This is a genomic window from Lacinutrix sp. MedPE-SW (assembly GCF_001874145.1).
Classification (GTDB): domain Bacteria; phylum Bacteroidota; class Bacteroidia; order Flavobacteriales; family Flavobacteriaceae; genus Lacinutrix.
In genome coordinates this window covers 117,201-141,322 of the sequence record NZ_MPCX01000001.1, presented here as the reverse complement: position 1 = coordinate 141,322, position 24,122 = coordinate 117,201, and the positions used below count along the sequence as shown (strand labels likewise).

The 24,122-nt window shown below is 29.7% G+C and carries 20 protein-coding genes and 1 riboswitch; of the genes, 9 read left to right on the top strand and 11 right to left on the bottom strand.

Translation table 11 applies throughout. The features are described from left to right. Window positions 1–18: 18 nt before the first annotated feature. Genes BM549_RS00615 through BM549_RS00600 form a run of 4 tightly spaced genes read right to left on the bottom strand, consistent with a single transcriptional unit; the run spans window position 19 to window position 2,914 of the window. The gene (locus BM549_RS00615) at window positions 19–1,014 is read right to left on the bottom strand and encodes an NADP-dependent oxidoreductase (RefSeq protein WP_290468476.1); all 996 of its coding nucleotides are present in this window, start codon (window positions 1,012–1,014) and stop codon (window positions 19–21) included. An 8-nt stretch (window positions 1,015–1,022) separates the two neighbouring features. After that, window positions 1,023–1,655 (bottom strand): nitroreductase family protein, encoded by a 633-nt coding sequence (locus BM549_RS00610; protein ID WP_290468475.1) that lies wholly within the window; start codon window positions 1,653–1,655, stop codon window positions 1,023–1,025. A 7-nt stretch (window positions 1,656–1,662) separates the two neighbouring features. Next, window positions 1,663–2,328 (bottom strand): NAD(P)H-binding protein, encoded by a 666-nt coding sequence (locus BM549_RS00605; RefSeq protein WP_290468474.1) that lies wholly within the window; start codon window positions 2,326–2,328, stop codon window positions 1,663–1,665. A gap of 1 nt (window position 2,329) precedes the next feature. Next, a complete protein-coding gene (locus tag BM549_RS00600; RefSeq protein WP_290468473.1) occupies window positions 2,330–2,914 on the bottom strand; it encodes a TetR/AcrR family transcriptional regulator in 585 nt (194 codons plus the stop codon). Window positions 2,915–3,075: 161 nt separating this feature from the next. On the opposite strand from BM549_RS00600, the gene BM549_RS00595 reads away from it, so the two are divergent. After that, window positions 3,076–4,164, top strand: a complete 1,089-nt coding sequence (locus BM549_RS00595) for an alkene reductase (RefSeq protein ID WP_290468472.1) — start codon at window positions 3,076–3,078, stop codon at window positions 4,162–4,164. Window positions 4,165–4,245: 81 nt separating this feature from the next. Here BM549_RS00595 and BM549_RS00590 read toward each other — a convergent pair whose 3' ends face one another. Further along, complete coding sequence (locus BM549_RS00590; RefSeq protein WP_290468471.1) at window positions 4,246–5,559, bottom strand: Na+/H+ antiporter NhaC family protein; 1,314 nt, start codon at window positions 5,557–5,559, stop codon at window positions 4,246–4,248. Window positions 5,560–5,608: 49 nt separating this feature from the next. Continuing rightward, window positions 5,609–5,705, bottom strand: a riboswitch (SAM-I-IV-variant riboswitch). A 137-nt stretch (window positions 5,706–5,842) separates the two neighbouring features. Here BM549_RS00590 and BM549_RS00585 point away from each other — a divergent pair. From BM549_RS00585 to BM549_RS00565, 5 genes are all read left to right on the top strand, one after another. Next, window positions 5,843–6,466: a TetR/AcrR family transcriptional regulator gene (locus tag BM549_RS00585; RefSeq protein ID WP_290468470.1), complete on the top strand. Its 624-nt coding sequence runs from the start codon at window positions 5,843–5,845 to the stop codon at window positions 6,464–6,466. A 12-nt stretch (window positions 6,467–6,478) separates the two neighbouring features. Then, a complete protein-coding gene (locus BM549_RS00580; protein ID WP_290468469.1) occupies window positions 6,479–6,964 on the top strand; it encodes a DUF962 domain-containing protein in 486 nt (161 codons plus the stop codon). 104 nt (window positions 6,965–7,068) lie between these two features. Next, a complete protein-coding gene (locus tag BM549_RS00575) occupies window positions 7,069–8,772 on the top strand; it encodes a tetratricopeptide repeat protein (protein WP_290468468.1) in 1,704 nt (567 codons plus the stop codon). A 183-nt stretch (window positions 8,773–8,955) separates the two neighbouring features. Further along, window positions 8,956–9,447 carry a hypothetical protein gene (locus BM549_RS00570; RefSeq protein WP_290468467.1) on the top strand — a complete coding sequence of 164 codons (492 nt, stop codon included), beginning with the start codon at window positions 8,956–8,958 and terminating at the stop codon, window positions 9,445–9,447. 186 nt (window positions 9,448–9,633) lie between these two features. Then, window positions 9,634–10,647: an LLM class flavin-dependent oxidoreductase gene (locus BM549_RS00565; RefSeq protein WP_290468466.1), complete on the top strand. Its 1,014-nt coding sequence runs from the start codon at window positions 9,634–9,636 to the stop codon at window positions 10,645–10,647. 334 nt (window positions 10,648–10,981) lie between these two features. Here BM549_RS00565 and BM549_RS00560 read toward each other — a convergent pair whose 3' ends face one another. Both BM549_RS00560 and BM549_RS00555 read right to left on the bottom strand, forming a co-directional pair. Beyond that, window positions 10,982–14,545, bottom strand: coding sequence for an NACHT domain-containing NTPase (locus BM549_RS00560; protein ID WP_290468465.1), 3,564 nt, complete (start codon window positions 14,543–14,545; stop codon window positions 10,982–10,984). Continuing rightward, the gene (locus BM549_RS00555) at window positions 14,546–15,667 is read right to left on the bottom strand and encodes a metallophosphoesterase (RefSeq protein WP_290468464.1); all 1,122 of its coding nucleotides are present in this window, start codon (window positions 15,665–15,667) and stop codon (window positions 14,546–14,548) included. It lies immediately after the preceding gene. Window positions 15,668–16,488: 821 nt separating this feature from the next. On the opposite strand from BM549_RS00555, the gene BM549_RS00550 reads away from it, so the two are divergent. After that, window positions 16,489–16,803, top strand: coding sequence for a hypothetical protein (locus BM549_RS00550; protein WP_290468463.1), 315 nt, complete (start codon window positions 16,489–16,491; stop codon window positions 16,801–16,803). Here the strand turns inward: BM549_RS00550 and BM549_RS00545 are convergent. Beyond that, the gene (locus BM549_RS00545) at window positions 16,800–18,551 is read right to left on the bottom strand and encodes a hypothetical protein (protein WP_290468462.1); all 1,752 of its coding nucleotides are present in this window, start codon (window positions 18,549–18,551) and stop codon (window positions 16,800–16,802) included. The genes BM549_RS00550 and BM549_RS00545 overlap by 4 nt on opposite strands. A 159-nt stretch (window positions 18,552–18,710) precedes the next feature. On the opposite strand from BM549_RS00545, the gene raiA reads away from it, so the two are divergent. Continuing rightward, window positions 18,711–19,013 (top strand): ribosome-associated translation inhibitor RaiA, encoded by a 303-nt coding sequence (gene raiA, locus BM549_RS00540; protein ID WP_013871144.1) that lies wholly within the window; start codon window positions 18,711–18,713, stop codon window positions 19,011–19,013. Between the two features lie 69 nt (window positions 19,014–19,082). Here raiA and BM549_RS00535 read toward each other — a convergent pair whose 3' ends face one another. The 3 genes from BM549_RS00535 to BM549_RS00525 all read right to left on the bottom strand — a co-directional run bounded on the left by BM549_RS00535 (window position 19,083) and on the right by BM549_RS00525 (window position 23,129). Beyond that, window positions 19,083–20,315 (bottom strand): class I SAM-dependent rRNA methyltransferase, encoded by a 1,233-nt coding sequence (locus BM549_RS00535; protein WP_290468461.1) that lies wholly within the window; start codon window positions 20,313–20,315, stop codon window positions 19,083–19,085. 4 nt (window positions 20,316–20,319) lie between these two features. Then, a complete protein-coding gene (locus BM549_RS00530; RefSeq protein ID WP_013871146.1) occupies window positions 20,320–21,441 on the bottom strand; it encodes a DEAD/DEAH box helicase in 1,122 nt (373 codons plus the stop codon). Between the two features lie 134 nt (window positions 21,442–21,575). Continuing rightward, the gene (locus BM549_RS00525) at window positions 21,576–23,129 is read right to left on the bottom strand and encodes a DEAD/DEAH box helicase (RefSeq protein WP_290468460.1); all 1,554 of its coding nucleotides are present in this window, start codon (window positions 23,127–23,129) and stop codon (window positions 21,576–21,578) included. A 102-nt stretch (window positions 23,130–23,231) separates the two neighbouring features. On the opposite strand from BM549_RS00525, the gene BM549_RS00520 reads away from it, so the two are divergent. Next, window positions 23,232–24,047: a DUF1853 family protein gene (locus tag BM549_RS00520; protein WP_290468459.1), complete on the top strand. Its 816-nt coding sequence runs from the start codon at window positions 23,232–23,234 to the stop codon at window positions 24,045–24,047. The last annotated feature ends 75 nt before the right edge of the window (window positions 24,048–24,122 follow it).

Here is a 24,122-nt window from a genome sequence, read left to right as displayed (position 1 = left end):
CTTTTTCGGTTTTAGTTGTTATATTTTTACTATCATTTTTCCTTTGTTTTTACCTTCAAATAAATCGATAAAAGCTTGAGGAATATTATCGAAACCATCAACGATAGTTTCGGTATAGGTTAATTTTTCTTCGGCTAACCAACCTGCTAATTTTTGCATGGCATCAGGGAATTTTTCAGCATAATTGCTTACTATAAAGCCTTGCATTAATGCACTGTTTTTTACTAAAAATGGTTGCACGCTTATACTTTTAGGTAATTCAGTTTCATTATAAACCGAAATGGCACCACAAATAATAATTCGTGCAAATTGATTAATACTGAATAAAACAGCATCAGAAATTGGTCCGCCAACGTTATCAAAATACACATCTACACCATTTGGCGCAGCTTCTGCAATTGCAGATTTCATGTCTTCTGTGGTGTTATAATTGATACCTTCATCAAAACCGAATTTACTTTTTAGCATCTCGATTTTTTCATCTGTACCAGCAATACCAATAACACGTAAGCCTAGTATTTTTGCTATTTGTCCAACAACACTACCAACAGCACCTGCAGCTCCTGAGACTACAATAGTTTCATCTTTTTTAGGTTTTCCTATTTCGGTTAAGCCTAAATAAGCTGTTAAACCTGTCATTCCTAAAACACCTAAATAAGTACTCAAAGGTGCTTTTTTTGGATCTACTTTATTTAAATCTTCACCATTAGACACTTGTTGTGTTGACCAATTTAACATACCAGAAACGTAATCTCCAACTTGGAATTTTTCGTTTTTAGATTCTAAAACTTTAGCCACAACACCAGAGTGAACAGGTTCGTTTAATTTAAAAGGTTCTACATAAGATTTTGCATCGCTCATTCTTCCTCTTAAATATGGGTCAACCGAAACATAGGCTGCTTCTAATAAAATCTCTCCATCTGAAATGGTTAGTGATTTATCTTCTTCTACAAATTCAAAATTTGAAAGTGTAGGTTTTCCTTCGGGTCTACTTTTTAATTTTATCGTTTTCATATGTTTTTTTATTCAATTACGGTTACCATCTTGTCCATAGGTTTTCTAACCTTTTCAAGATTTACTAACCAATCTTCATCTTCTTTTCTATAACCAACTGGTAATAACACAGCGCTACGTAATCCTTTTGCGCGTAGTCCTAGAATTTGATCTACAGCTTCTGCATCAAAACCTTCCATTGGTGTTGTGTCTACACCTTCGTAAGCAGCAGCAACTATAGCATGAGCAAAAGCAATGTACGCTTGTTTTGCAGCATGGTTAAAGTTTTCTTCTGCATCTTTTTGAGGATATGAGTTTAATAATTGTTGGCGATAGTTTTCCCAACCTTCGTTTTTAAAGCCACGAACATCATTAGTTAAATCGAACATATAATTAATGCGCTCTTTTGTGTAAGTATCCCAAGCGGCAAAAATGAATAGGTGCGAACAGTCTGTAATTACAGATTGATTCCAGCCAACTTCTCTTATTTTTTCTTTAATGTCTTTATTTTTAATTACTATAATCTCAAAAGGCTGTAAACCTGATGATGTTGGAGCTAAGCGTGCAGCTTCTAAAATACGTTCTATTTTATCTTCGGAAACTTTCTCACCATTCATGGCTTTTGCTGCGTATCTCCAATTTAATTTGTCTAATAATTCCATAGTTTTTTTAGTTGTTTTTTGTGATTCGTTTTATATCGTTTGAAGTAATAATGACTTCAGAATAATTTTTGCTATTTGCCAGATTAATCATGGCTTTTGCCATACGTTTTGGATTTGTTATTTTGTATTTCTTTAATTTCCCGAAGAATAAAGGCTGAATAACTCTAAATATAGCTTTTCCAATGTCTTCTAAAGTGCGACTTTCTTCACGATTTCCACCAATTAATGACGGTTGAAAAATGAACGTTTTTTTAATGTCTTGCTTTAACACATCGCGTTCCATTTCGCCTTTTGTTTTATTGTAAAACACGCTACTTTTTGCATCTGCACCTAATGCTGAAATAACCAAAAAAGTCTCAATACCATTAGCTTTAGCTAATTTTGCTGCTGAAACAGGAATACCATAATCTATTTTTTTGTACAAGTCTTTATCTGGTGTTTTGGCTTTGGTTGTGCCAATACAACAGAAAACTTGATCGCCAGTAAAATTGTTTTTAAACTGTTCTATTTCTAATAAATCACCTATAAATTGAGTGACTTTACTAGGTAAACCTTCAATTTTAGAACGCGAAAATAACTTGATGCTTTCGTAACGCTCATCATCAATAAGCTGGTCTAACAATAAACCACCTGTTAATCCTGATGCGCCTAATATAATTGCTGTTTTTTTCATGTTATTGACATACTTTTATACTGCTCCATGCAGATTGATAGGCTTCTTCTAAATGCGCTTTATCTAATGTAAAAACACCACGTTTTTGGATAATCATTAAAAACGATAACGGATTTATAGCATAAGCATATAGTAAATAGTCTGATAATGGTTTTATAATGCCTTCTTGTCTGCCACGTTCCCAAAGGTCGAGTAGTGGTTGTAAGTGTTTAATACCTTCTTGTCTGCTTTGTTCATCAATCATTGGTGTGTTATCACATTGTGCTAAAAACATCGCATTTTCACATTCTTTAAGTTTAAAGTCTGCAATACGATTCCAAATCAATTTAAAACCAGCTTCAACAGGCATTGTTTCATCATACGTTGCAAAGGCGTATTTTGTGTATTCGGCTTTAACTTCAACGTAAGTTTTATTAACAAGGTCTTGTTTATTTTCAAAATACAGATAAATTGTAGCAGGTGAGACGTTTGCCATTTTAGCAATTTTACTCATTGGTGTTGCGTGAAAACCGTTGTTGTTTACCAACTCGATTGTCGCTTTTATTAAAGCGTTGCGTTTATCTATACTTTTTTGAAGTTTTGCCATTTCTGTTTAAATTCTAATACAAAGATATGTAAAAATGAATGTTCATTCTTTTTTTTAACAAAGGTTTATACTTTGATTAAATACTTCGTTAAACTTTTAAAAATTAGTCGTTAAAAAACAATCTATATTATAGTTTTGTGTAAAAAGAAACCAAAATTACTATGAGCAAACAACACCTTTTAACACCTTATAAAAAAAATATTACACTAAATAATAGAGTGGTAATGGCACCAATGACACGTAGTCGTGCAGATAATGATGCTAAAGCACCAACTAACGATTTACACGGTTTGTATTATGAACAGCGTGCATCGGCTGGATTAATAATTACCGAAGGCTCTCAAGTGTCAAAACAAGCTGTTGGTTATATAAACACACCAGGTATACATACCGAAGCACAAGTAGAAGGTTGGAAAAAAGTAACCAAACGTGTACACGATAAAGGCGGAAAAATATTTATACAGTTATGGCATGTTGGACGCATGTCTCATCCAGATTTTCACGATGGTGACCTGCCAGTTTCGGCTTCAGCCATAAATCCTAACGCTAAATCGTTTACACCAGATGGTTTTAAGGATACGGTTACACCAAAAACAATGACTATTGAAGAAATCAAACAAACGGTTAAAGATTTTCAAGATGCTGCAGTAAATGCAGTAAAAGCTGGTTTTGATGGTGTAGAAATACATTCGTCTAACGGTTATTTGTTTCAGCAATTTTTTAATGGCTGTTCAAACGAAAGAACGGATGAATATGGAGGTTCTATTGAAAATAGAGCGCGTTTCTTTTTTGAGGTTTTAGACGCTATAAAAGAAGTGATTCCGCAGGAAAAAATAGGAGCACGTTTTAATCCGTCGTTACATGGTATGTCTGGAATTACGGTAGATGAAGAGACTATTCCAACATTTGAATACATCATTAAAAAGTTAAACGATTACAACTTAGCGTATATTCATTTATCTGAACCTTTTACAGATGTATCTGATGTGCCTTTTGCTGTAACAGAAATTGCAAAACATTTTAGACCATTATATAATGGAACTTTAATTATTAATACCGATTTTGATCAAGACAAAGGAAACGAGGTTTTAGAAGCTGGTAATGCCGATTTAGTTGCTTACGGAAAACCATTTATTTCTAATCCAGATTTAGTAGAACGTTTTGAAAATAATATTGAATTAGCAGATTGGGATAAAGACACATTTTACACCACAGGACCTGAAGGTTACACAGATTACCCAAAGGCATAATGTCAATAAATAATAAACAAAAAAAGCGTCTAAATTAATTTTTAGGCGCTTTTTTAATGATTATAAAATATTGTTTTATAATTAATTAACACCTCTTTGTAAACGTAAAGATTTAAATGTTATAAATAGTATTGTGTAAATAAATAATAGTAATAAATACCAAGTATTAGATACTAAATCTAAGTAATCTATTTTACCAAAAGAGAAACTTAAAATCATTAAAACTTGTGCTCCATAAGGTAAAATACCTTGTACAATACAAGCAAAAATATCTAAAATTGAAGCTGTTTTTTTATTGTCTAAGCCATACTCATCGTTAATGGTTTTAGCAATTGGACCAGCAATAATTATTGACACGGTATTATTGGCAATTGCCATGTTTATAGTGCCAACTAATGCGGCAATTCCTAATTGTGCAGATGTCTTGTTTTTTATAAGTTTTTTAATATTATTTAATATGTAATCTATTCCTCCGTTTTTAGAAACTAAAGCAGCCAAACCACCAGTTAATAGCGATAGTAAGAATATTTCGGTCATGCTTGTAAAACCAGTGTAGGCTAGTTTTGTAGATTCTATAAGCGTGAAATCGCCATAAATAATCCCTAAAAGTCCGCCAGCAATAACGCCTAAAAGCAAAGTAACAAACACATTAATACCAATTATAGATAATATTATCACTAATAAATAAGGTAATATTTTAACTATAGAATAGGTGTAAACCGTGGTGTCTTCAATATTAGTTTCTAACCCTAAACCTTGAAAAATTAAAATTGCAATTGTAAATAAAGCTGCTGGTAGCGCAATTTTAATATTCTGTTTAAATTTATCGCTCATTTTACAGCCTAGCGATTGGGTAGCAGCAATGGTAGTATCTGATATTACAGATAAATTATCACCAAACATACTTCCGCCTAAAAGTGCGCCACAAAGTATTGCTAAATCTACACTGCTTTTATCTGCAAAACCTATAACAATAGGTGCTAAAGCTACAATAGCACCAACTGAAGTTCCTGTAGAAACCGATAAAAATGCAGCAATTACAAACACACCAAGGTAAATGTATTGTATGGCAATAAAGTCTAATCCTAAATTCACAATAGCATCAACACTTCCTGTAGCTTTGGTAATGGTAGCAAAAGCACCTGCTAACAAATAGATTAAACACATGGTTAAAATCTTATCATCGCCACAACCTTTTAAAAGGGTTTCAATTTTAGAATTAATTGATTGTCTAAACATTAAAAACGCGACTATAATACCTACTATAACTGCAATTGGCGCAGGAAGTGCATAAAAATCATTTTGATAAATTCCAACACCTAAAAACGTAAATACAAATACGAATAGCGGAATTAAAGCTGTAAATTTTGGAGTAATTTGTTGTGGACTTGCCATTTTTCTTTTTCATTTTAAAAAGGAAATAGCAATCAAAAAATAAGAAATATGAGTTAACATTTGTTCCAATTAATTGGCTTATCTATTTAGCACCTTGCTCGTTATTGCAGGTTGCTATCTCCTTTTAGAGATTCTTGATAATTATTTTTAAGTCTGCAAAAGTAGGGCAGAAAGCAATACGTAATTCTTAAAAAGTGTTAATTTTTTAATATTATTTTTCAGGTAATTAGTAAGTCTTTACTAATTTTATTTATATATTAGTAAAACAAAACTAATTCTATTTTTGAAAACAAAAAGTAAATTAAAAGCAATTTCATTATTTAATAGCAACGGTATTGCTAATGTTTCTATGAAGCAAATTGCTGATGTACTTAACATTAGCGCTGGTAATTTAAGTTATCACTATAAAAATAAAGCTGTACTATTAGCTTCAATTTATGAAGATATGTATGCAGAAACGCTAGATTTTATTCTACCAGAAAACACATACATTACCTTATTTCATTTTGAAGAAATGATGCTAAAATTTTCGAATTTACAGCAACGCTATTCGTTTTTTTTTAATGATGTTGTTCATATTATAAAAACCTATCCAAAAATAGCAAAACAGTACGAACAGTCTAACTTAACACGGTTTAAAGAAGCTAGAAAATTAATAGACTATTATATAGAAACTAAACGTTTAAAACCCGAAAATGATATTATAAATTATAATAAAACCATTCATACTATTTGGATGATAAGTACATTTTGGCAAGCTCAAAAACTTGCTATACAATCACCAAAATATAGTATTAATAAATGCGAATCTATTACTATGCTTTGGCAACTATTGTTACCACATTTAACCCAAAAAGGCACAGAAGAATACCTACAACTAAAACAATTTGTAAACAGAACTAACTAAATTTTATCCCTTATGAGAACCATTGAATCATTATTAGCAGAATATGCAGAAAGCCACCAAAAAAAATTAAACATTGCCATACATTATATTTGTGTACCGCTCATATTTTTTAGCTTAATTGGCCTATTAGCATCCATACCATTACCTAATAGCATCACTAATACGTTGCCAGTAAGTATTTTACCATACGCACATCTTGGAACAGTTATTATTATTTTGGGTTTAATTTATTATTTACGCTTATCGGTTGTATTATTTATTGGAATGCTTCTATTTTCTGCACTTGTTTTATTTTTTATACACCAAATAGAATTATTGCAATTAGCTCCTTTGTGGCTAATTATGCTAATTATTTTTATTGTAGCATGGATTGGTCAATTTATTGGGCATAATCACGAAGGCAAAAAACCATCGTTTATTAAAGATTTACAGTTTTTAATGATTGGTCCAGCATGGACTATGAGCCATTTACTTGATGCATTAGGCATAAAATATTAGTAGTGATTTATTTGTTTTAAATAGCTGGTAATTAGTTTTTTATAAAGTTGTTTTTACTTTAATAGCTGTATATTTGAGTAACCAACAAATATATTATTCTCGTTTTGAAGCTATTAAAAAACAAGATTGCTATTCTCTTTTTTTGTTTTTCCTGTTCTGTAATAAGTCAGGAAACGCTTTCAAGCGAAGCTGCGTATAGTAAATACCAAGCACTGCAACACCAAATAAAAGAGAATAATTTAAAGTTTAGTGATGAAACATATTGGGCTTATTATTTTGAAATAAACGATTTAGTAAAACAATTTAAAAACAATCACGAGCTTGTATTACTACATTATTACAAGTGCGCTTATAATTTTAGATACTTGGGCTTGCCAAAAGAAGCTATAAAAAACTACAAAGCTTTTTTTAAATATTATGAAACCAATACTCAATTTTTTTCTGAAGCAGAATTAAGCAACTTTCGGCATTACCGTGCGCAATCTTATGGTTATTTAGCAGATAGTTACGCTAAAGCAGCATATTTAGATAGTGCTAATATGGTGCATAAAAAAAATATAGAATTTACAAAGGCAGATAAAAATTTAAATAGGGCTTCAGCATTAAACAATTACGGCCTTTTTTTCTATTGGAATAAAAAAGAATTAGATTCTGCATTAATCTATTTTAATAAATCCTTTCAGCTTACAAAAGCTTTAAAACCTGTTGATCACTTGCTTGGTAGCGTAAGAGATAATATAGCAGATGTTTATGTAGAACAAGGTAAAATTGCAGAAGCCAATGCTTTGTACAAGGAAAATTTCGAATTCTACAAAACCTCAAGAATTAAAGCAGCAAATGCATTTAGTGAAAGCCGAATTGATTATAAACGTTTTGCAGCCGCAGGATTTCAACTAATAGATACAGCTATAATTTTAGAAGACTTTAAAAGTGTAGATACTGTATTACAACAAATGCATAAACTACTTTATAACCCAGAAAAAAAAGCCAATGCAAGTTCACGATTGTATTATTTACAAGGCAAAGAATTAGTATTACTGGCTAAAAACCAGCCAAATGAAGCCTATTTATGGTCAAAAAAAGTAAAACAATTATCAGACAGTATCGTTGCTATAGAAAACAATAAAAAAAGCACAATAAAAAATGCAATAAGTGATGTCGCTTTTCAACGTTTAAAAGCCAGACACATTTTTGAAAAACAGGAAAAAGAAAGCAAAATTAAAAATCAGAGATTAAAACTTTGGATTATCTCTATCTCATCAATTTCAATTTTCAGTTTTTTAGCATTCTTATATTTTAGTCGTAAACAACACCTTATAAATGCTAAAAACAAACAAAAAATAGCAGAGTTACAAAACGAAAAACTAAACTCTCAAATCGAATCGAAACAACGAGACTTATCAGACTTTGCCATTAATTTAACCCAAAATCAAGAATGGGCAAAAGCACTTGCTACCAAATTAGAGCATTTAAAAACAACCAAAGGCAGAGAAAGAAAAAAACTGTTCGATGCGTTTGAGCAAGACATACAAAATAAAATAACGTTTGATGTTGATACTAAAGATTTCTACCAACGTTTAGATACTTTAAACGATGCATTTTATAGTAAACTTCAAAATCAATATCCAGATCTTAGTAAAACCGAAAAACGTTTATGCTCTTTAATAAGACTAAAAATAGAAAGCTATGAAATTGCAGCACTTCAAAACATAACTTTAGCTTCATTAAATACCAGTCGATACCGTTTAAGAAAAAAATTAAATCTTGATAAAGATGAAGATTTAAATGATTTCATTCAAAGTTTATAAACAGTAGCAATCCTTTATTTTACAGGTGTTTCAAGCCTGAAAAATGCAACTTGTACACTATTTGTCTATGGTTTAAATAGTTGATTAATAGGTAATTGTGTATAAATTAGACATAACAAAACAAGACGTGATCAATCTTGTTTTACGCTATTAATCATTTCTATTAACAAAAAAACAAGTATTATGAAAACATGTATTTTAGGTTTACTATTTTTAGGTCTAACCAGCCAGGCATTTGCCCAAGACGAATTAGCATTAAATACCACGACACCAGATTTAGAGTCACGTTTTACAAAAACTAAAAGTAAAGCAACAAAAACAACTCAAATATCTAAACGCATTTCTGCGTTTCAAAAAGTAGTATCAAATTACGATATTACTTCAAAGCAAATTTATACACCTAAAAAACCAGCAACCTATACCGTTGTGTTTAAAGAGGCAAATAATGTAATTACCAATGTGTATAATAAAAAAGGCGAAGTAATTGCCAGTAAACAAAAGTTTGAAAATGTGCGTTTGCCAGATCATATAAGTGTAGCTATCTTAAAAAAATATCCAAACTGGTCTGTTAAATCTGTAAAATGCACAATAGAGCTTAAAGAGAATGTTCAAGAAAATATTAGTTACAAAATTAAAATAACTAATGGTAAACAGAGCAAAGTAATTAAAGCATAGACTAAGCACATAATATCCCTTAAGTTAATAGTATAGCAGGCAACAGTAGTTGCCTGTTTTTTTTGTGTTATACTTAGGGTTTAATTAACAAATTATTAGATTAAAAATTTAAGCTGTTCTTTAACTTTGTAATGTAATTAAAAGAAGAAAATCCTTATGATTAAAAAGGATTAAGAATCTCACCTTATGGCAGTAAAAAACACATTATATTCTATATTAGATTTAGCACTAGTTTCACAAAACCATAGTTTAAAAGAAACATTTAATAATACTTTAAAATTAGCACAAAGTGCCGAAGCTTTTGGTTATAATCGCTATTGGCTGGCAGAGCATCACAATTCCCATAATATAGCCAGTAGTGCAACCTCTATTTTAATAGGTTATGTCGCTCAAGGCACAAATACTTTGCGAGTAGGTTCTGGTGGTATTATGTTACCAAACCATTCGCCATTAATAATTGCAGAACAATTTGGAACATTAGGATCGCTTTATCCAAACAGAATAGATTTAGGTTTAGGCAGAGCGCCAGGAACCGATAGAGAAACCGCTCAAGCCATAAGGCCAGATTTTATGCAGGCAGCACAATCATTCCCTAATGAGTTAGAAAAAATACAAGGCTATTTTTCTGCTGAAAACACCAAATCTAAAGTTCGTGCAACAGTTGCCGAAGGTGTAAACGTACCCGTTTATATTTTAGGTTCGAGTACAGATAGTGCACATTTAGCAGCCAAAAAAGGACTGCCTTATGCCTTTGCAAGCCATTTTGCAACCGCTCATTTATTGGATGCTTTAAGTATTTATCGTAACGAATTTAAGCCTTCCAAAGCTTTAGAAAAGCCATATGTAATAGCAGGTGTAAATATTATTATTGCAGATACAGATGAAGAAGCCCAAAGGCTATCAACCTCATTAATTCGTATGATTGTTGGTCTCTTTACAGGAAAACGTGATTTTGTACAACCACCAACAGATATGACTAACGATTATAGAGAAGTTATGCAAAATCCACAAGTACATCAAATGCTTAAATATTCTTTTATAGGAAGTAAAGCAACTGTAAAAGCTCAAGTAAAAGCATTTATTGAAAATACTCAGGCAGACGAATTAATAGCCGTAACAAATATTTATAGCATAAACGATAGAATAAAATCGTATAAACTATTTGCCGAAATTATGACCGAATTGAATAGTGAATCATAATTTTTAGAGTGTAATTTAATAGCACTAATAGCTGCACATCTAAATTACTCTAACGAAGCCATAATTAGCTTGTACATAATTACTCGATATCAGTTTAAAGACGTTATATCTGCAATTATGTCTAATATCGCTAAAAAGCGCTATTACGCAAATTGTTATAAAATGTACTATAATGTTCTGCGTTATGTAACTTGAGCTTTGGCTAAAAGCGAAAGTATAATACATCATTTCCTTTATTTTTTTCTTGACAAATGTATCTTCTTCAATATTAATGGAATACTCTTTGCCCGAAGCGACGATAGGAGTGAAGTGGAAATGTGTATGGAATGGAATATTAAGATGTTAAGGTTAAGGCTTTTTCCTTTGCAGCTTTAAGTCTATACGGTTTTGATTTAGAGTTTATATGACTATTAATAGAATCATCAATTAATAAGTTAATATAAAATAAGTCAGATTCAGATTTTATTAAAGATTGTTTAATTTCATTTAAGACAGCTTGTACCTTTACAAAATCCTCTTCCTTAATTGAAAGATTTGAAATTAACATTTTATAGAAACCTCTATAATAATTAGACTCGAATTTATCAAATTCTTTATTGTAAATAATATCAAATAATTCAGTTAAATCTTGAATGTCGCTTATGTTATTAAAGCTAGAATATTTCATGCCATGAAAAGAAGGAGTAAAGCCTTTTTTTAAGTTTTTTAAGATAAATTTGAAGGCTTCAGAATCATTTAAATTCAATAAGACATCTAAAGCGTTTATAGTATATCTTTCATTTCCACTTTCTAAATATTCAATTGCCTTTTCTTTACAAAAAGGAATATTAATATTTAGTTTTTGCATTAGTTCAATTGAGCTCCAAAATTGATAACTTTCGTTATCAACACATAACTCTTTTAAAATTAAAGTGTCATTGGTACAATTGACATAATCTTCTAGTTTTTTACTTTCATGAAAAATTGATTTACCTTTTAATAAGTGTTTTCTTATTGATTGATATGTCATTTCCAATTGGTTTGATAATGCATAGCTAATATGTTTAGACATTGATAAACCAATTAATTCTTTTGATTTTATATTTTCTGTAACTTGTTTATCAAACAAATACTTGTTGTTAATTAAATTATATAAATGATCAAAGCTTTCATCTATTTCACCTGATTTATCAAATTCATAGAACTCTATACTATTTAGTAAGAAATCTTGCGGTAATTCAAAATCAAATAGCTTTTGAAAATAAAAAATAGTCTCTAATTTTTTATAGTTTCTTAAATAATAAAACGAAGAATCACCTGATGAATGTGCAACTTCGTTAAAGTCTATTTGAGGCACTTCTTTTAAAGCCCATTCTTTAATATTGTTTATTTGCTTTTTTGATATCCTGAAATCTCTATTGTTACTTTTATACTGCTCAATAGTTTGTCTAATTTTCTTAATAATAATAAAATCATCATTATCGATTATTTTCATTATATCATCAAATGTTATAGGATTGTCATTTCTAGAATAAATGTATTTATCAATAATACTAATTGAGGTATCTATAACATTACCATGTCCATTTTTATCATACCAGTCTCTTCTAATTTTATGCAAATCGCTTCCAGTAATAGAATTACCATTATTTTCAAAGACTGTTTTTATTTCATTTTGTAATTTGTCTTTGTCAAAAAGAATATCAAAGTTTTCTTGAATATGTTTTTTGAAATTAATTTGATATAGTTTTGCCTTCTCATTTGTAAAAACGGGCTCTTTGAAATTTACACCTTTCGCTTCCATTAAATCATTAAACTTTACAGCTAAATCTCGACTATTGGAATTACCAATATTATTTCTAAAATATTCAATCTCTTGATTCGGTAATTTTTTTTCAAATAAAACTTCAACTAATTGATTAATATTATTTTCATTTACTAATTCAGCTACAAAAAATCTTATATTGTCAATCTCCTTTTTTTCAATTAAATAATTTAGCGCAACATCTTCAGTATTACTTTTTCTAATTATTTTAATTAAAAATTGTCTATTCATATGAAAACTATAGTCCTCATTAATTTGACCTAATAAGTGCGTTATAAATGTTTTATCAGCTTTAATAAATGTTGAACATTTTTCAATTAGTTCATCTTCGAAATTATCATAGTAGGATACTTTACCATCATTGTTAAAGTAATATTTAAATATGTCCAAGAAGTCTTTAGAGCTAGAAAGTCTTAATATTAATTTATTAATAATATACTTATTACCTCTAATTACTTCATCTTCATCTTTACGTTTTATATAACCATTAGCCATCAAAAACTCATCTTTCAAAAATTGACTATAGATATCAATATTTTCTTCGTCATGAATTAAAGACAATAAGCTATTGTTTAGTTTTTTATTTGTTTCTGTTTTAAAAAGCTCATAAATAATGGACATATATTTTGAGTCATCCTTTGCCAAATTAAACTTTTGAATTATTCTCAAAATTTCAGATTTTGCATCAATCGGAAAATCAATTGAATTTAATTTTTTTAATAGGAATGATTTTAATTCTTCTTGATCAAAAGAAGAATTAGTAAAGTAGCCCAACAAATTTAATGCAGAATATAATACTCTAAAGTGGTAATCTTTATATGTTGAAATTATATTAATTAAGTAATCGAAATTTTCTTTACAATCTCCAAAAACCCCAATTTCACTTACTTCAAAAGTTCTTCGAGTACTAATCCATAAAGTCTTATTAATACATTCTTCTTCAAAATATTCCTGAAAAACCTCTATTCTTATATTTTTATTTAATCTGTTTGAATCTGATTTAAATAACAACTCTATTTGATTACTTTTTAACCAACTTAATAATTCTATATAGTTAGGTTTGTCAATATCCATTATATCAAGTAAAAATGTTAATGAATTGAATAAAGAAGGATGAACAGATTGTGTTTTATCTATTTTAATAAAATCTAGAATTTCAGAAAAATCTTTATCTACAAGACACTTTGCGACAAAATATTCTTGTATTTGCCTATGTATAAAACTCCAGTAACTAGAGTCTTCATTTTTAATAAGGAAAGGATTTTCAATGAACTCATCATATTCATCACCAACAATTTCATAAAGTTCCTCATCAGTAGCATAATTTTTTTGCATTAATTCATTTACTAATGATAGTAGTTTTAATAATTTGATTGATTTTGGTTTATTAAGTACAGTTCGTTTAATTACCTTACTCTTATGATTATCTAGAGCCTTATCAATATAAAGTTCCCATATTTGAGAAGTGTTCTGTGGTATGTTTCTATTTTCGTTGTAATATTCTGCAAAGAGATTGAGAAAAAAAGGTGTATCAATATTTTCAAAAAACTTTTCATCTATATTTCTAATATTAAACTTTTTTTCTAAAATAGATTTAGATTGACTGACAGTAATTGATTTCAACATAAAAGGTTGAAAACCAGATATTTTAGCTAAATATTTACTGTAAATATTAGTTCTACAACTAATTACATACTTTATATTTCTATTCTTATTTTTTGATATAAAATTCTCAAATTCAGAAATAAAATCTTGAATATCAGCGATTTCATCAAGTCCATCTAAAACAAATATAACTTGTGAAAATTTTTTCCAATCATCATTATTTATTAGTTCATCAAAAGATATGGTCTTTCTATAATATTTTAAATTAATGAAAAATGGAATAACCCCAGTTTCTTCTTTTTCATTCCAAAGTAAATTGAAGAGATTATTAAGTTCTGTGGTTTTACCAACTCCAGGATTTCCTAAAAGAATAATTTTATTATATGACATTATTCCAGCCCTTAATGTAATATCATTTTCATCATTAATAAATGAAGTAATATCAGAGCCATCATATTTCGTTATATATCTTTTTTCGTAAAATTTCATCTATTCTCTTTTAAAATTTTCGAGTTTTAACTGTCCAAGGTAATTTGAATTATTTGTTTTCTGAGAAAACTCATATCCAATTGAACCACGTGATGAATTGTTATCAACTCCTAATGGAGGAGCAGATGTAGTGTCAGGAGCAAACATCGAAGAATTAAAAACATATTTACGATGATATATTTGACTTATCCTATTTGATAGTAAATCAATATCAATTATTTGATAACCTGGTTGAAATATATCTATTTGCTCATCAGGCTTATTTAAAGCCGCTCTTCCTCTGAATCCATGACAACCATTCATAGGAGTAAATAAATATTCTGATTTTATACTGTGATGATGACCATACAAAAATAAGTCTACGTCTTTGTTGATTAAAAATCTTTTAACTTCTTCTTTTTCTGTGTATTCTTCTATAGAATGATGAAAAAGACAAATTACTTTGTCAAGATCTACACCTTGATTTAATTGTTTTAATTTTTCTATAGCCCAATAAAACTGCTTAATTCCGACATAATGATTATTTAATTTTGAATCTTTTAATTGGCATGTAGAACATCTCCAAGAATCATTTATTAAGATAAATCCTATATTAGAATTTGATACTTTATCGTTGAAGAGATAAGTTGATTCATTATTGGTGAACTCATAATTTATAGTTTCCTTATGGAATTTTTTCTCAAATTCTTTAAATGTTTGTATCCTCTTATTTGTTGAATTAAAAGTCCTTTCGTTTAATTTGAGTTGTTCTTTGATAGTATCTTTGGATAATTTTTCTTTTAATGATTTTTCATCAACCCAAAGAATACCGTTTTCATCAATATCATGATTCCCTGGAATAAATAAAAAATTTTCATTTCCTAAACCAAGAAACGAAGAAATAGGCTTAATAAATACCTTTTCGAAAATTTCATAAGGAGAGTCAAATCCCTCGAATTCTTTCATACCTAACAATGAATGACCTCCTTTGTCAACTAAATCACCTGTAATAACTATTAAATCAATATTATTAGTTGAATGAAAATCAGCAAGGTCATTTATTAGTGCTTCAAGATAATTATCATGAAACTCATCAAAGTTATCTTCGGATAAATGTATGTCAGATAGATGTACTATTCTCATTTAATTTATAAAATCATAAATATAAAAAAATGACAGTCAAAATGGTCTCTAGACCTCATAAAATTTTGATAAAACAATAGGTGAGTGGAGCGTCCATATTTTAGGCTATACAAATGCAATGATCCAGTGGATGATTGTATTTGTATATAATATTTTACTAAAATATCGTTTCAAATCATATTTGCCTAAATTAGTTCTATTTTACATAATATAGAAATAGCTTCTTAAAAAAAATGATAATAACCAGAATAGAATAAAACTTCAAATGTGTTCGTAAATCTAGTAAAAATTCGATTTCATGAAATTTATGGTCTCATGACAAGCTCACGAGAATCGCGTGTATAAAAAATGATGATGGATTATACAGCATATTAAAATTATAAGCTAAACAAAACGATATAGTTTAATTAGTTAAATATTAAATATTCAATTTTAACTAAACATATTCTTGGCTATTTTATATGGTATAGAATTATAACTGCACATCTAAATTATGCTAACGAAGCCACAATTAGCTTGACATAATTACTATCGATATAACTCTACGACGTTATATCTGCAATTATGTCAAATATCGCCCAAAAACGCTATTACGCTAATTGCTATAAAATGTACTATAATTAATATTATGTAAAATAGAATATGTTTAACTACTGTTCTATTTAGCAACTTGCATACTTTCCGCGTAAAATAAAAAGGTATAATGCTATTAAAGTATTCTTAAAATATGGCCTATTATTTTCAGCTGCTTTAATTATTCTGTAACTTTAGTAGAGATTTAAAAAGCATACGTGCTTATTGCAAACTAAAAAATTATAATCATGAAAACTCTATTTCTATTTATTGCATTAGGTTTCACAATGATTTTTAATGCAAATAATTCTGTAAATAAATCTACTGAAACTACAAACGAAATCTCTGAACTTTTAACCTTTGATGGTTTTGAAGGCGGACATTATTTTTTTACAAATACGCAAAACCAAGCCATGTCTTTCGATTATATTTTAAAAGACACCAATTATACTAAGGGTTTAAAAAACGGAAAACATCTTGGTGAAACGTTTAAAGTAACTTACATTAAAGTAAAATCTCATAATTTTAATAATACAATTAAAGATTTAGAACTTTATAATTAAACGATTAAATCGGCTTCGGTTTGGTTTAAATATGCCTTTGTAAAATACTTACTCAAAAACGCATCGGTATTATTATAAAAAAGCTTGTCTATGGCTTCTACAAACGGTTGTCCTACCATTAAATCGTCTAATTCTTGTATGGTAAATTGTGTTTCATCTGGTAAATTAATGACATTAAAACCTACATAATCTTCTAATACATAATGGTTTAAAGCTTCAAGTATTTTTGCTCTAAATGCAGGTAAATCTGCCGCTGTACTATAATGGTCAAAAGGATCTACAATACCGTCATTATCACTACCTAAACAAACAGTCTTCCACGCCTCTACTTCGTCTATTTTAGAGGTTGTTCTGGTTTTATTTACGGTTCTTATATAATTTAAATTGACTTTAACTATATGAAAAACATTTGTTAAAAATAGCTGTACATGTAGTTTTTTGGTCGTTTCGGCATCTGCTTTTTTTAATAATTTTCTAAACCTGTTTCCTGGCATTCTGCCATCGTGCATGCAAATACCAATTAAACCATCAGACTTAAAAATTTCAACAATATCCTCATCGGTTAAATTAATATCCCACAAACTCACGTATGAGTTTTTATCTAATTTAAAATTGTCTTTTTTATGTAACGCATCGTCTAAAGTCTTAATACCGCTTATTGCTGTATGACTACTAATAATGGGTACATTATCATGTAATGCTTCACTTTTTTCTCTAAAATGAGCTAACATATTGTAATAGCTTTTTCGTGCTAAAACAGACATGTGTTTAATGTCTATTAAAATACGTTGTCCGTTTTCTCGAGATAATAAATGATCGGAAATTAAAATGGCTCCAAAACTAGAAATGCCTAAATCTTGACCTAAAGTTTGGTCAAAAATATCTGAAAATCCAGGATCAAACGTGCCTTTACCATCCATAAAGCTTTTAGCATGGCCAACTAATAAGTTATTAAAATGGTGTGCAAAGGTTATAAAAAACGGAGGAAACATTTCCTTTTTTAGCGCTTCAATATTTTCAATAAACGCCAATTTTAGCTTGTTTTGGCGCTCTAATGGTAAAGATTCTATTTTTTCGGTTTCAAACAAATCGGTTTTATTATAAACACCCAAACCATGCATGCCTTCAATGGTCATAATACCACAAATAGTATCATTCGCTTGCATTTCTAAAAAATGCTCGTAGTTTTTTACAAGCTGAAATTTAGGATTTACACCACTAAAACTTTGTTGAGATGTGCTTCCGTTAGCATGTAATAAAAACTGGTATTCAAAAATATAATCATTAAAATAATCTATGGTATCAATACTATTATCGTGAATAGGATCTATTAACCGACTTGCCGTTTTAATTGAAATGCCTGCAAGTAACGAGACAATTTTTTTATCTACAGCAATATTTTTTGAATTGAACTGTTTCCCGAAAATTAAACCTAATATAAACCGATGAACTCCAGTACTTTTTTTAAATGGTCTTACGGGCTTTAAAAATTGTTTTTCAATGGGATAAACCGAGCAGAATATTAACCTATTATTACCTTTAAAGCAACTATCTAAATTAGACTGTGAATAGGTAGCCATTTTTTTTAGCACCAGATTAATAATCCATTTTCTTACACTTATTTGTTTAAAATAATCTTTAGGTTCTTTATTTTTAAAATAATCCCAAATGTCTTTAATATTGGCAGGATTGCCGTAAGGCTTTAAACTTGGATGATTGTGTAAATCGGAAATAGGCTTGTTACTCATTGCTGTTTAAAGAGTTATAAAAATTCACAACTAAAAGTACAAAAAATATGTGAGGAAGAAGATTTACAGACTACAGAATAAAACTCACAATTTTTGGTTAAAAGGGATTTTGCTACAAGATTTTTTTCTATCTTTAAGTATAACTATAAAACGAATAATATGACAGTGAACTATGAATATGATGGCGTAACAGCTAGTCAAGAACTAGAAGCCTATGTAAACGGAAAATTAGAGAAATTATTTAATAAATATGAATTTGTAGTACGCGCCGATGTGTTTTTTAAAACTGAAAATACCAGCGATAGAAATTCTAAAATGAAAACCTCTATTAGACTAAGTGCTCCAGGACCTAGATTGTTTGCAGAAAACGCAACAGATTCTTTTCATAAGAGTTCTGCAGAAGTTATAAATGCTTTAGAGCGACAACTTGATAAACGAAAAGATGCAATGCAAACGCATTAATCACTAGATACTAAATATTAAAAAAGCCGCTATTTAAGCGGCTTTTTTATGTATATAAAGTATTTGTTATTACACATCAAACCTGTAATAGCCACATTTTAAATAAGCGCCTTCTGGAAATCCAATAGGATGGTCGCTATCGTGGTAAGTTTTTAAAATACAGTCTGATGTTCTACTGCTTTCGCGTAAAACTTGTGCATTGATATCAAAAAACGTTTGAGCTAATACTCTTGATGAACAAGAAGCTAATACTAATAATCCTTTTTTAGCAGTAAGCTGTACGCCTAATTGTGCTAATTGTGCATATTTTTTCTTTGCTAGTTCTATTTCGCTTTGCTGCTTTGCAAAACTTGGCGGATCTATAACTACAACATCAAACGTTTGCTTGTTTTTTATTAGCTTTTTTAAAGCTACAAAGGCATCGTCTGCAATGGTTTTATGAGTTCCTGAGTAATTATTTAATTTACCGTTTTGGTAAGCAATGTCTAGCGCTTGTTTACTTATATCTAAACTGGTAACTTCTTTAGCTCCATTAGCTAATGCATGTACCGAAAAACCACCTGCGTAGCTAAATACATCAAGTACTGTTTTGCCTTTACTCCACTCGCCTACTTGTTTTCTGTTAGCACGATGGTCTAAAAAATAACCGGTTTTGTGTCCTTTAATTACATTTGCCGAAAAATGAACACCATGCTCTATAAACTGTATAACTTCGTTAGGTAAAGTACCATAAACAACTGCTCCGTTTTTAATATTATGAAGTTTTGATTGTTCTAAGCTTCGGCTTAATCTAATAACTATAGTTTGTGCATTACTAACAGTTTGTAAGCTTTCTAAAATACCATCTAAATACGGAAGCCATATTTCAGAATATAACTTTACTACTAAAACATGTGCATAAACATCTGCTATTAAACCTGGGAAACCATCATTTTCACCAAATAATAAGCGGTAGCTGTTTGTATTGGTTTGCAATAAACCACTACGCTTAGCAAATGCTGCTTCTATTTTTTGCTTAAAAAAAGCGTTATCTATTGTGGCTGGAGTATTACCACTATGTAGCATTTTTATACGAATTGGAGAATTAGCATCGTATAAACCTAAGCCTATAACTTTGTTTTTATTTTTACTAAAAATTATGGCTAAATCACCACTATTAGCATCGGTATTTACTTTTGTAATATTATCACTAAAAACCCAAGGATGACCTTGTAATACAAACTGCTCTCCTTTTGCATTTAGCTTGATTGCTAATCGCTTAGGGCTATAAGTTAAAGTATTGCTTTTAATATTTAAAGACATGGAATTATAAAGTTAATTCCTTTATTTTTATACCTAAAGCCTTTTCTAGTTCTGCAACTTTTTTAAGTTCACTTGGTAAGACTAAAGCTATAGATTCTCCTTTTTTTCCAGCTCTTGCTGTTCTTCCACTTCTATGTGTGTAATATTCTATATGTTCTGGTAATTGGTGGTGAATTATAAATGCTAAATTATTTACATCTATACCACGCGCGGAAACATCTGTAGATATTAAAATTTGTAAGTTGGTGTTTTTAAAAGCACGCATAACTTTATCACGTTCTTTTTGCGTCATGTCACCTTCTAAAGCATCAACATTAAAACCTTCTTTTTGTAATTGTTGTTTTAAAGCTTGTGTTCCTGCTTTTGTTCTACAAAAAATAATACCACGCTCATCTGCTCTATCGTCTAGCAAACGCATAATAGTATGTGCTTTATCAACAATTGGTGTTTGTACAAAATGGTGCGAAATATTTGCGTTTACTATGCTATTTCGGTTAACCTCTACTCTAGCCGCATCTTTAGAAATATAACGGTTTACAATAGCTTTTAAATCGGTAGGCATTGTTGCAGAGAACAACCAAGTATTTCTGGCGCTTTTTGTAGTAGCGTCTAAAATTATATTTAAATCTTTTTTAAAACCCATACTTAACATTTCGTCTGCTTCATCAAGCACAAGCGTATTAATATGTTTTAAATCGATTATATTTTTATCTAATAAATCTACTAAACGTCCTGGTGTAGCAACAATAATGTGTGTTGGACGCTTTAAATTACTAATTTGAATATCTATTTTCTCGCCACCGTAAACACCTTCAACAAAAATCTTTTTGTCGTTGTATTTGGTGAACTTAAAAAGTTGCTTTTTTATTTGTTGTACTAATTCACGTGTTGGTGCTATTATTAAGCCTTGAACACTTTTTTTATTAGCATCAACTTTGTGTAAAACAGGTAAGCCATAAGCTGCAGTTTTTCCTGTTCCAGTTTGTGCTAAGCCAACAAAATCTACTTTAGATTTTATTAAAATTGGAATCGCTTGTTCTTGAATTTCTGTTGGCGTTTTTATATCCAACTCCTTAAGCGATTTTATATAGTTTTTGTGTATTCCTAAGTCTCTGAAAGTACTCATTTTTAGATTTTTTTGTCTGGTCGAGCGCAGTCGAGACCTTATTATAAATAATATAAAACCTAAGCGTCCCGACTGCACTCGACGAGACTATATTTGTAATTGTAAAATAAGTATGCTAAAAGCTACTTATTGTATTAATCTTCTGGTGGATACCCGTGAATTTCTTCAAACATCTCATCGAAATTAGCACGTAAATAAGCGTTTAATTTCTTTTTGTAATCATCTTTTAACCATTCTACAAAGTTAAAAGTACTTTTACTTATGCATTTTGTGTAACGTTGTATACGGTAATCTATATCGTCTTTTAGCATTTTTGCTAAGCCTAAAGCATCCCATAAATCTTCACTGTTTTCTATACACATTTTAGCATGATGCTTTATCGAGCGCTCTAAAATTACTTTGGACGAATCACCTTCTCTTACAGATCTAATGTACATGGCTTTAACATCAAAATACACATCTTCAGACTTAGCAAATTCTGCTCTAAGTTCTTCAGGCATTTCATACCTAAAGTTTTCTTCTAAATCTTCATCACTTAAAATACCATCTAAGTAAAAGTTTGGAGATCTAAATATTTTGTGCCAATCTAAGTCGCTTCCCCAAGGTCCAAAACGGTGAAGGTTGTTACCTAAATCTATAACAGTAAATTTGTTTTTATTCTTTAAAATACGCGATCCACGACCAATCATTTGGTAGTAAAGCGTTAAAGATTTTGTTGCTCTGTTTAAAATAATACAATCTACAGTAGGTTCATCAAATCCAGTTGTTAAAATACTTACCGAAGTTAATACGGCATCTGGTGTTTCTTTAAACCATTTTAAAATAGCTTTACGCTCTTTTTTTGTATTATTATTATCTAGGTGAGCAATTGGGTAACCTGCTCGCCTAAAGGTATCATAAACGTGTAACGATGTATTAATACCGTTGTTAAATATTAAGGTTTTCTTTCCTTTACAGCGTTCTTCGTAAGCTTGAATAAGCTTAGTAAGCATGTCTGTATTTGTATATAAATCTTCAGATGATTTTACAGTATAATCACCATTTGCACCAACAATTAAAGAGGTTAAACCTACGTTGTAAGAAAATACTTCGGCACGTGCCAGAAACTCATTATCTATTAAAGATTGAATAGTTTCTCCAACAATAAGCTCATCATAATTATCCTTCATTGGAAGGTTAATATTACTACTTAATGGTGTTGCTGTTACTCCTAAAATAAAAGATTTCTCAAAAAATTTAAATAGCTTGGTAAATGAGTTGTAGTGCGCCTCATCAATAATAACTAAACCAATATCACTAATGTCAAGTTTGTTATCATTTAACCTATTATTTAAGGTTTCAACCATAGCAACAAAGCAATTAAAATCACCTTGATCACTTAAATCTGCCTTAGAATCTACAATTTTATTACTAACACCAAATTCAGACAGCATATTAGAAGTTTGCTTACAAAGCTCAATTCTATGTGTCATTACTAAAACTTGCTTTTTATGATGTTTTAAATATTGGCGAACAATTTCAGAGAAAATAACTGTTTTTCCACCACCAGTTGGTAATTGATACAATAAATGGTAATCCTCAGGCGCTTCTTCAAAACACTTGAAAATTTTATTAATTGCACCTTGTTGGTAGCTATATAAACTTTTGCCTTCTTGTCTTTCTTCTAATTCTAAAGCTGTGACTTTCATTAATGGTAAATAAGATTTTGAGATGTGCAAAAATACAACGAATTAAAGGCTTTTGACGAATATTTTTAAAAAAATTTAAAATGTTTACATTCGTAATCTCTTATGAAAGACTTTTTTACTAGCTTACAAGCCCAATTTTGTGGCTTTTACAATACACCGCATTTATTTTTAAATCCTGTAAATGGTATGCAACCATTACGTTTACCAAAACAAAAAACACCTGTTTTTAGTGGTAGCGGTTTAGAGCGAATTAGATTAGGACAACGTGTAGAACGTTTTGTTACTACCGAGCTACTTTTAAATAAAAATATTTCAATTTTAACCGAAAACCCTCAAATACAAACTAAAAACAATCAAACTATAGGTGAATTGGATTGTTTGTTTTTAGACAACAACCAGCCAATACACTTAGAAATTCAATTTAAATTCTATTTGTATGATGAAACACTTGGTGACACAGAAATAGATTGCTGCATTGGACCAATGCGTCGTGATAGCTTAATAGAAAAACTAAACAAGCTTAAATTAAAACAATTACCACTACTCTATGCGCCAGAAACTAAAGTATTGTTGGATAGTTTAAATTTTAAAGCTGGAGATTTTAATCAAAAAATTTACTTTAAAGCACAATTATTTATTCCTTTTGGAAAAGAAATACAGTTAAAAACTTTAAATCCAGAATGCATTTATGGCTTTTATTTTAAGTATTCAGAATTACCACAATTTGAAAACTGTAAATTTTACATTCCTAAAAAAACCGATTGGTTAGTAGATGTAAATCCAAATGTAGCTTGGAAAAACTATAATAATATACTCCCAGAACTAAATACATTTAAAACAGAAAAGTATTCGCCAATGTTATGGTTAAAAAATAAAAATGGTGAAATAAACAAGTGTTTTGTAGTCGCTTGGCAATAGCGTTACAAAAACCGTTAATAACTCTCTAAAAATAAGCTTTAGCAATACAGTGTAAAGTCTTATTTTGCGTCTCCA

What these genes read in the sequence shown, in the direction of transcription:
- BM549_RS00615 (WP_290468476.1), bottom strand. Translation starts at nt 1,014, where the DNA reads ATGAAAACGATAAAATTAAAAAGTAGACCCGAAGGAAAACCTACACTT.
- BM549_RS00610 (WP_290468475.1), bottom strand. Translation starts at nt 1,655, where the DNA reads ATGGAATTATTAGACAAATTAAATTGGAGATACGCAGCAAAAGCCATG.
- BM549_RS00605 (WP_290468474.1), bottom strand. Translation starts at nt 2,328, where the DNA reads ATGAAAAAAACAGCAATTATATTAGGCGCATCAGGATTAACAGGTGGT.
- BM549_RS00600 (WP_290468473.1), bottom strand. Translation starts at nt 2,914, where the DNA reads ATGGCAAAACTTCAAAAAAGTATAGATAAACGCAACGCTTTAATAAAA.
- BM549_RS00595 (WP_290468472.1), top strand. Translation starts at nt 3,076, where the DNA reads ATGAGCAAACAACACCTTTTAACACCTTATAAAAAAAATATTACACTA.
- BM549_RS00590 (WP_290468471.1), bottom strand. Translation starts at nt 5,559, where the DNA reads ATGGCAAGTCCACAACAAATTACTCCAAAATTTACAGCTTTAATTCCG.
- BM549_RS00580 (WP_290468469.1), top strand. Translation starts at nt 6,479, where the DNA reads ATGAGAACCATTGAATCATTATTAGCAGAATATGCAGAAAGCCACCAA.
- BM549_RS00570 (WP_290468467.1), top strand. Translation starts at nt 8,956, where the DNA reads ATGAAAACATGTATTTTAGGTTTACTATTTTTAGGTCTAACCAGCCAG.
- BM549_RS00565 (WP_290468466.1), top strand. Translation starts at nt 9,634, where the DNA reads ATGGCAGTAAAAAACACATTATATTCTATATTAGATTTAGCACTAGTT.
- BM549_RS00560 (WP_290468465.1), bottom strand. Translation starts at nt 14,545, where the DNA reads ATGAAATTTTACGAAAAAAGATATATAACGAAATATGATGGCTCTGAT.
- BM549_RS00555 (WP_290468464.1), bottom strand. Translation starts at nt 15,667, where the DNA reads ATGAGAATAGTACATCTATCTGACATACATTTATCCGAAGATAACTTT.
- BM549_RS00550 (WP_290468463.1), top strand. Translation starts at nt 16,489, where the DNA reads ATGAAAACTCTATTTCTATTTATTGCATTAGGTTTCACAATGATTTTT.
- BM549_RS00545 (WP_290468462.1), bottom strand. Translation starts at nt 18,551, where the DNA reads ATGAGTAACAAGCCTATTTCCGATTTACACAATCATCCAAGTTTAAAG.
- raiA (WP_013871144.1), top strand. Translation starts at nt 18,711, where the DNA reads ATGACAGTGAACTATGAATATGATGGCGTAACAGCTAGTCAAGAACTA.
- BM549_RS00535 (WP_290468461.1), bottom strand. Translation starts at nt 20,315, where the DNA reads ATGTCTTTAAATATTAAAAGCAATACTTTAACTTATAGCCCTAAGCGA.
- BM549_RS00530 (WP_013871146.1), bottom strand. Translation starts at nt 21,441, where the DNA reads ATGAGTACTTTCAGAGACTTAGGAATACACAAAAACTATATAAAATCG.
- BM549_RS00525 (WP_290468460.1), bottom strand. Translation starts at nt 23,129, where the DNA reads ATGAAAGTCACAGCTTTAGAATTAGAAGAAAGACAAGAAGGCAAAAGT.
- BM549_RS00520 (WP_290468459.1), top strand. Translation starts at nt 23,232, where the DNA reads ATGAAAGACTTTTTTACTAGCTTACAAGCCCAATTTTGTGGCTTTTAC.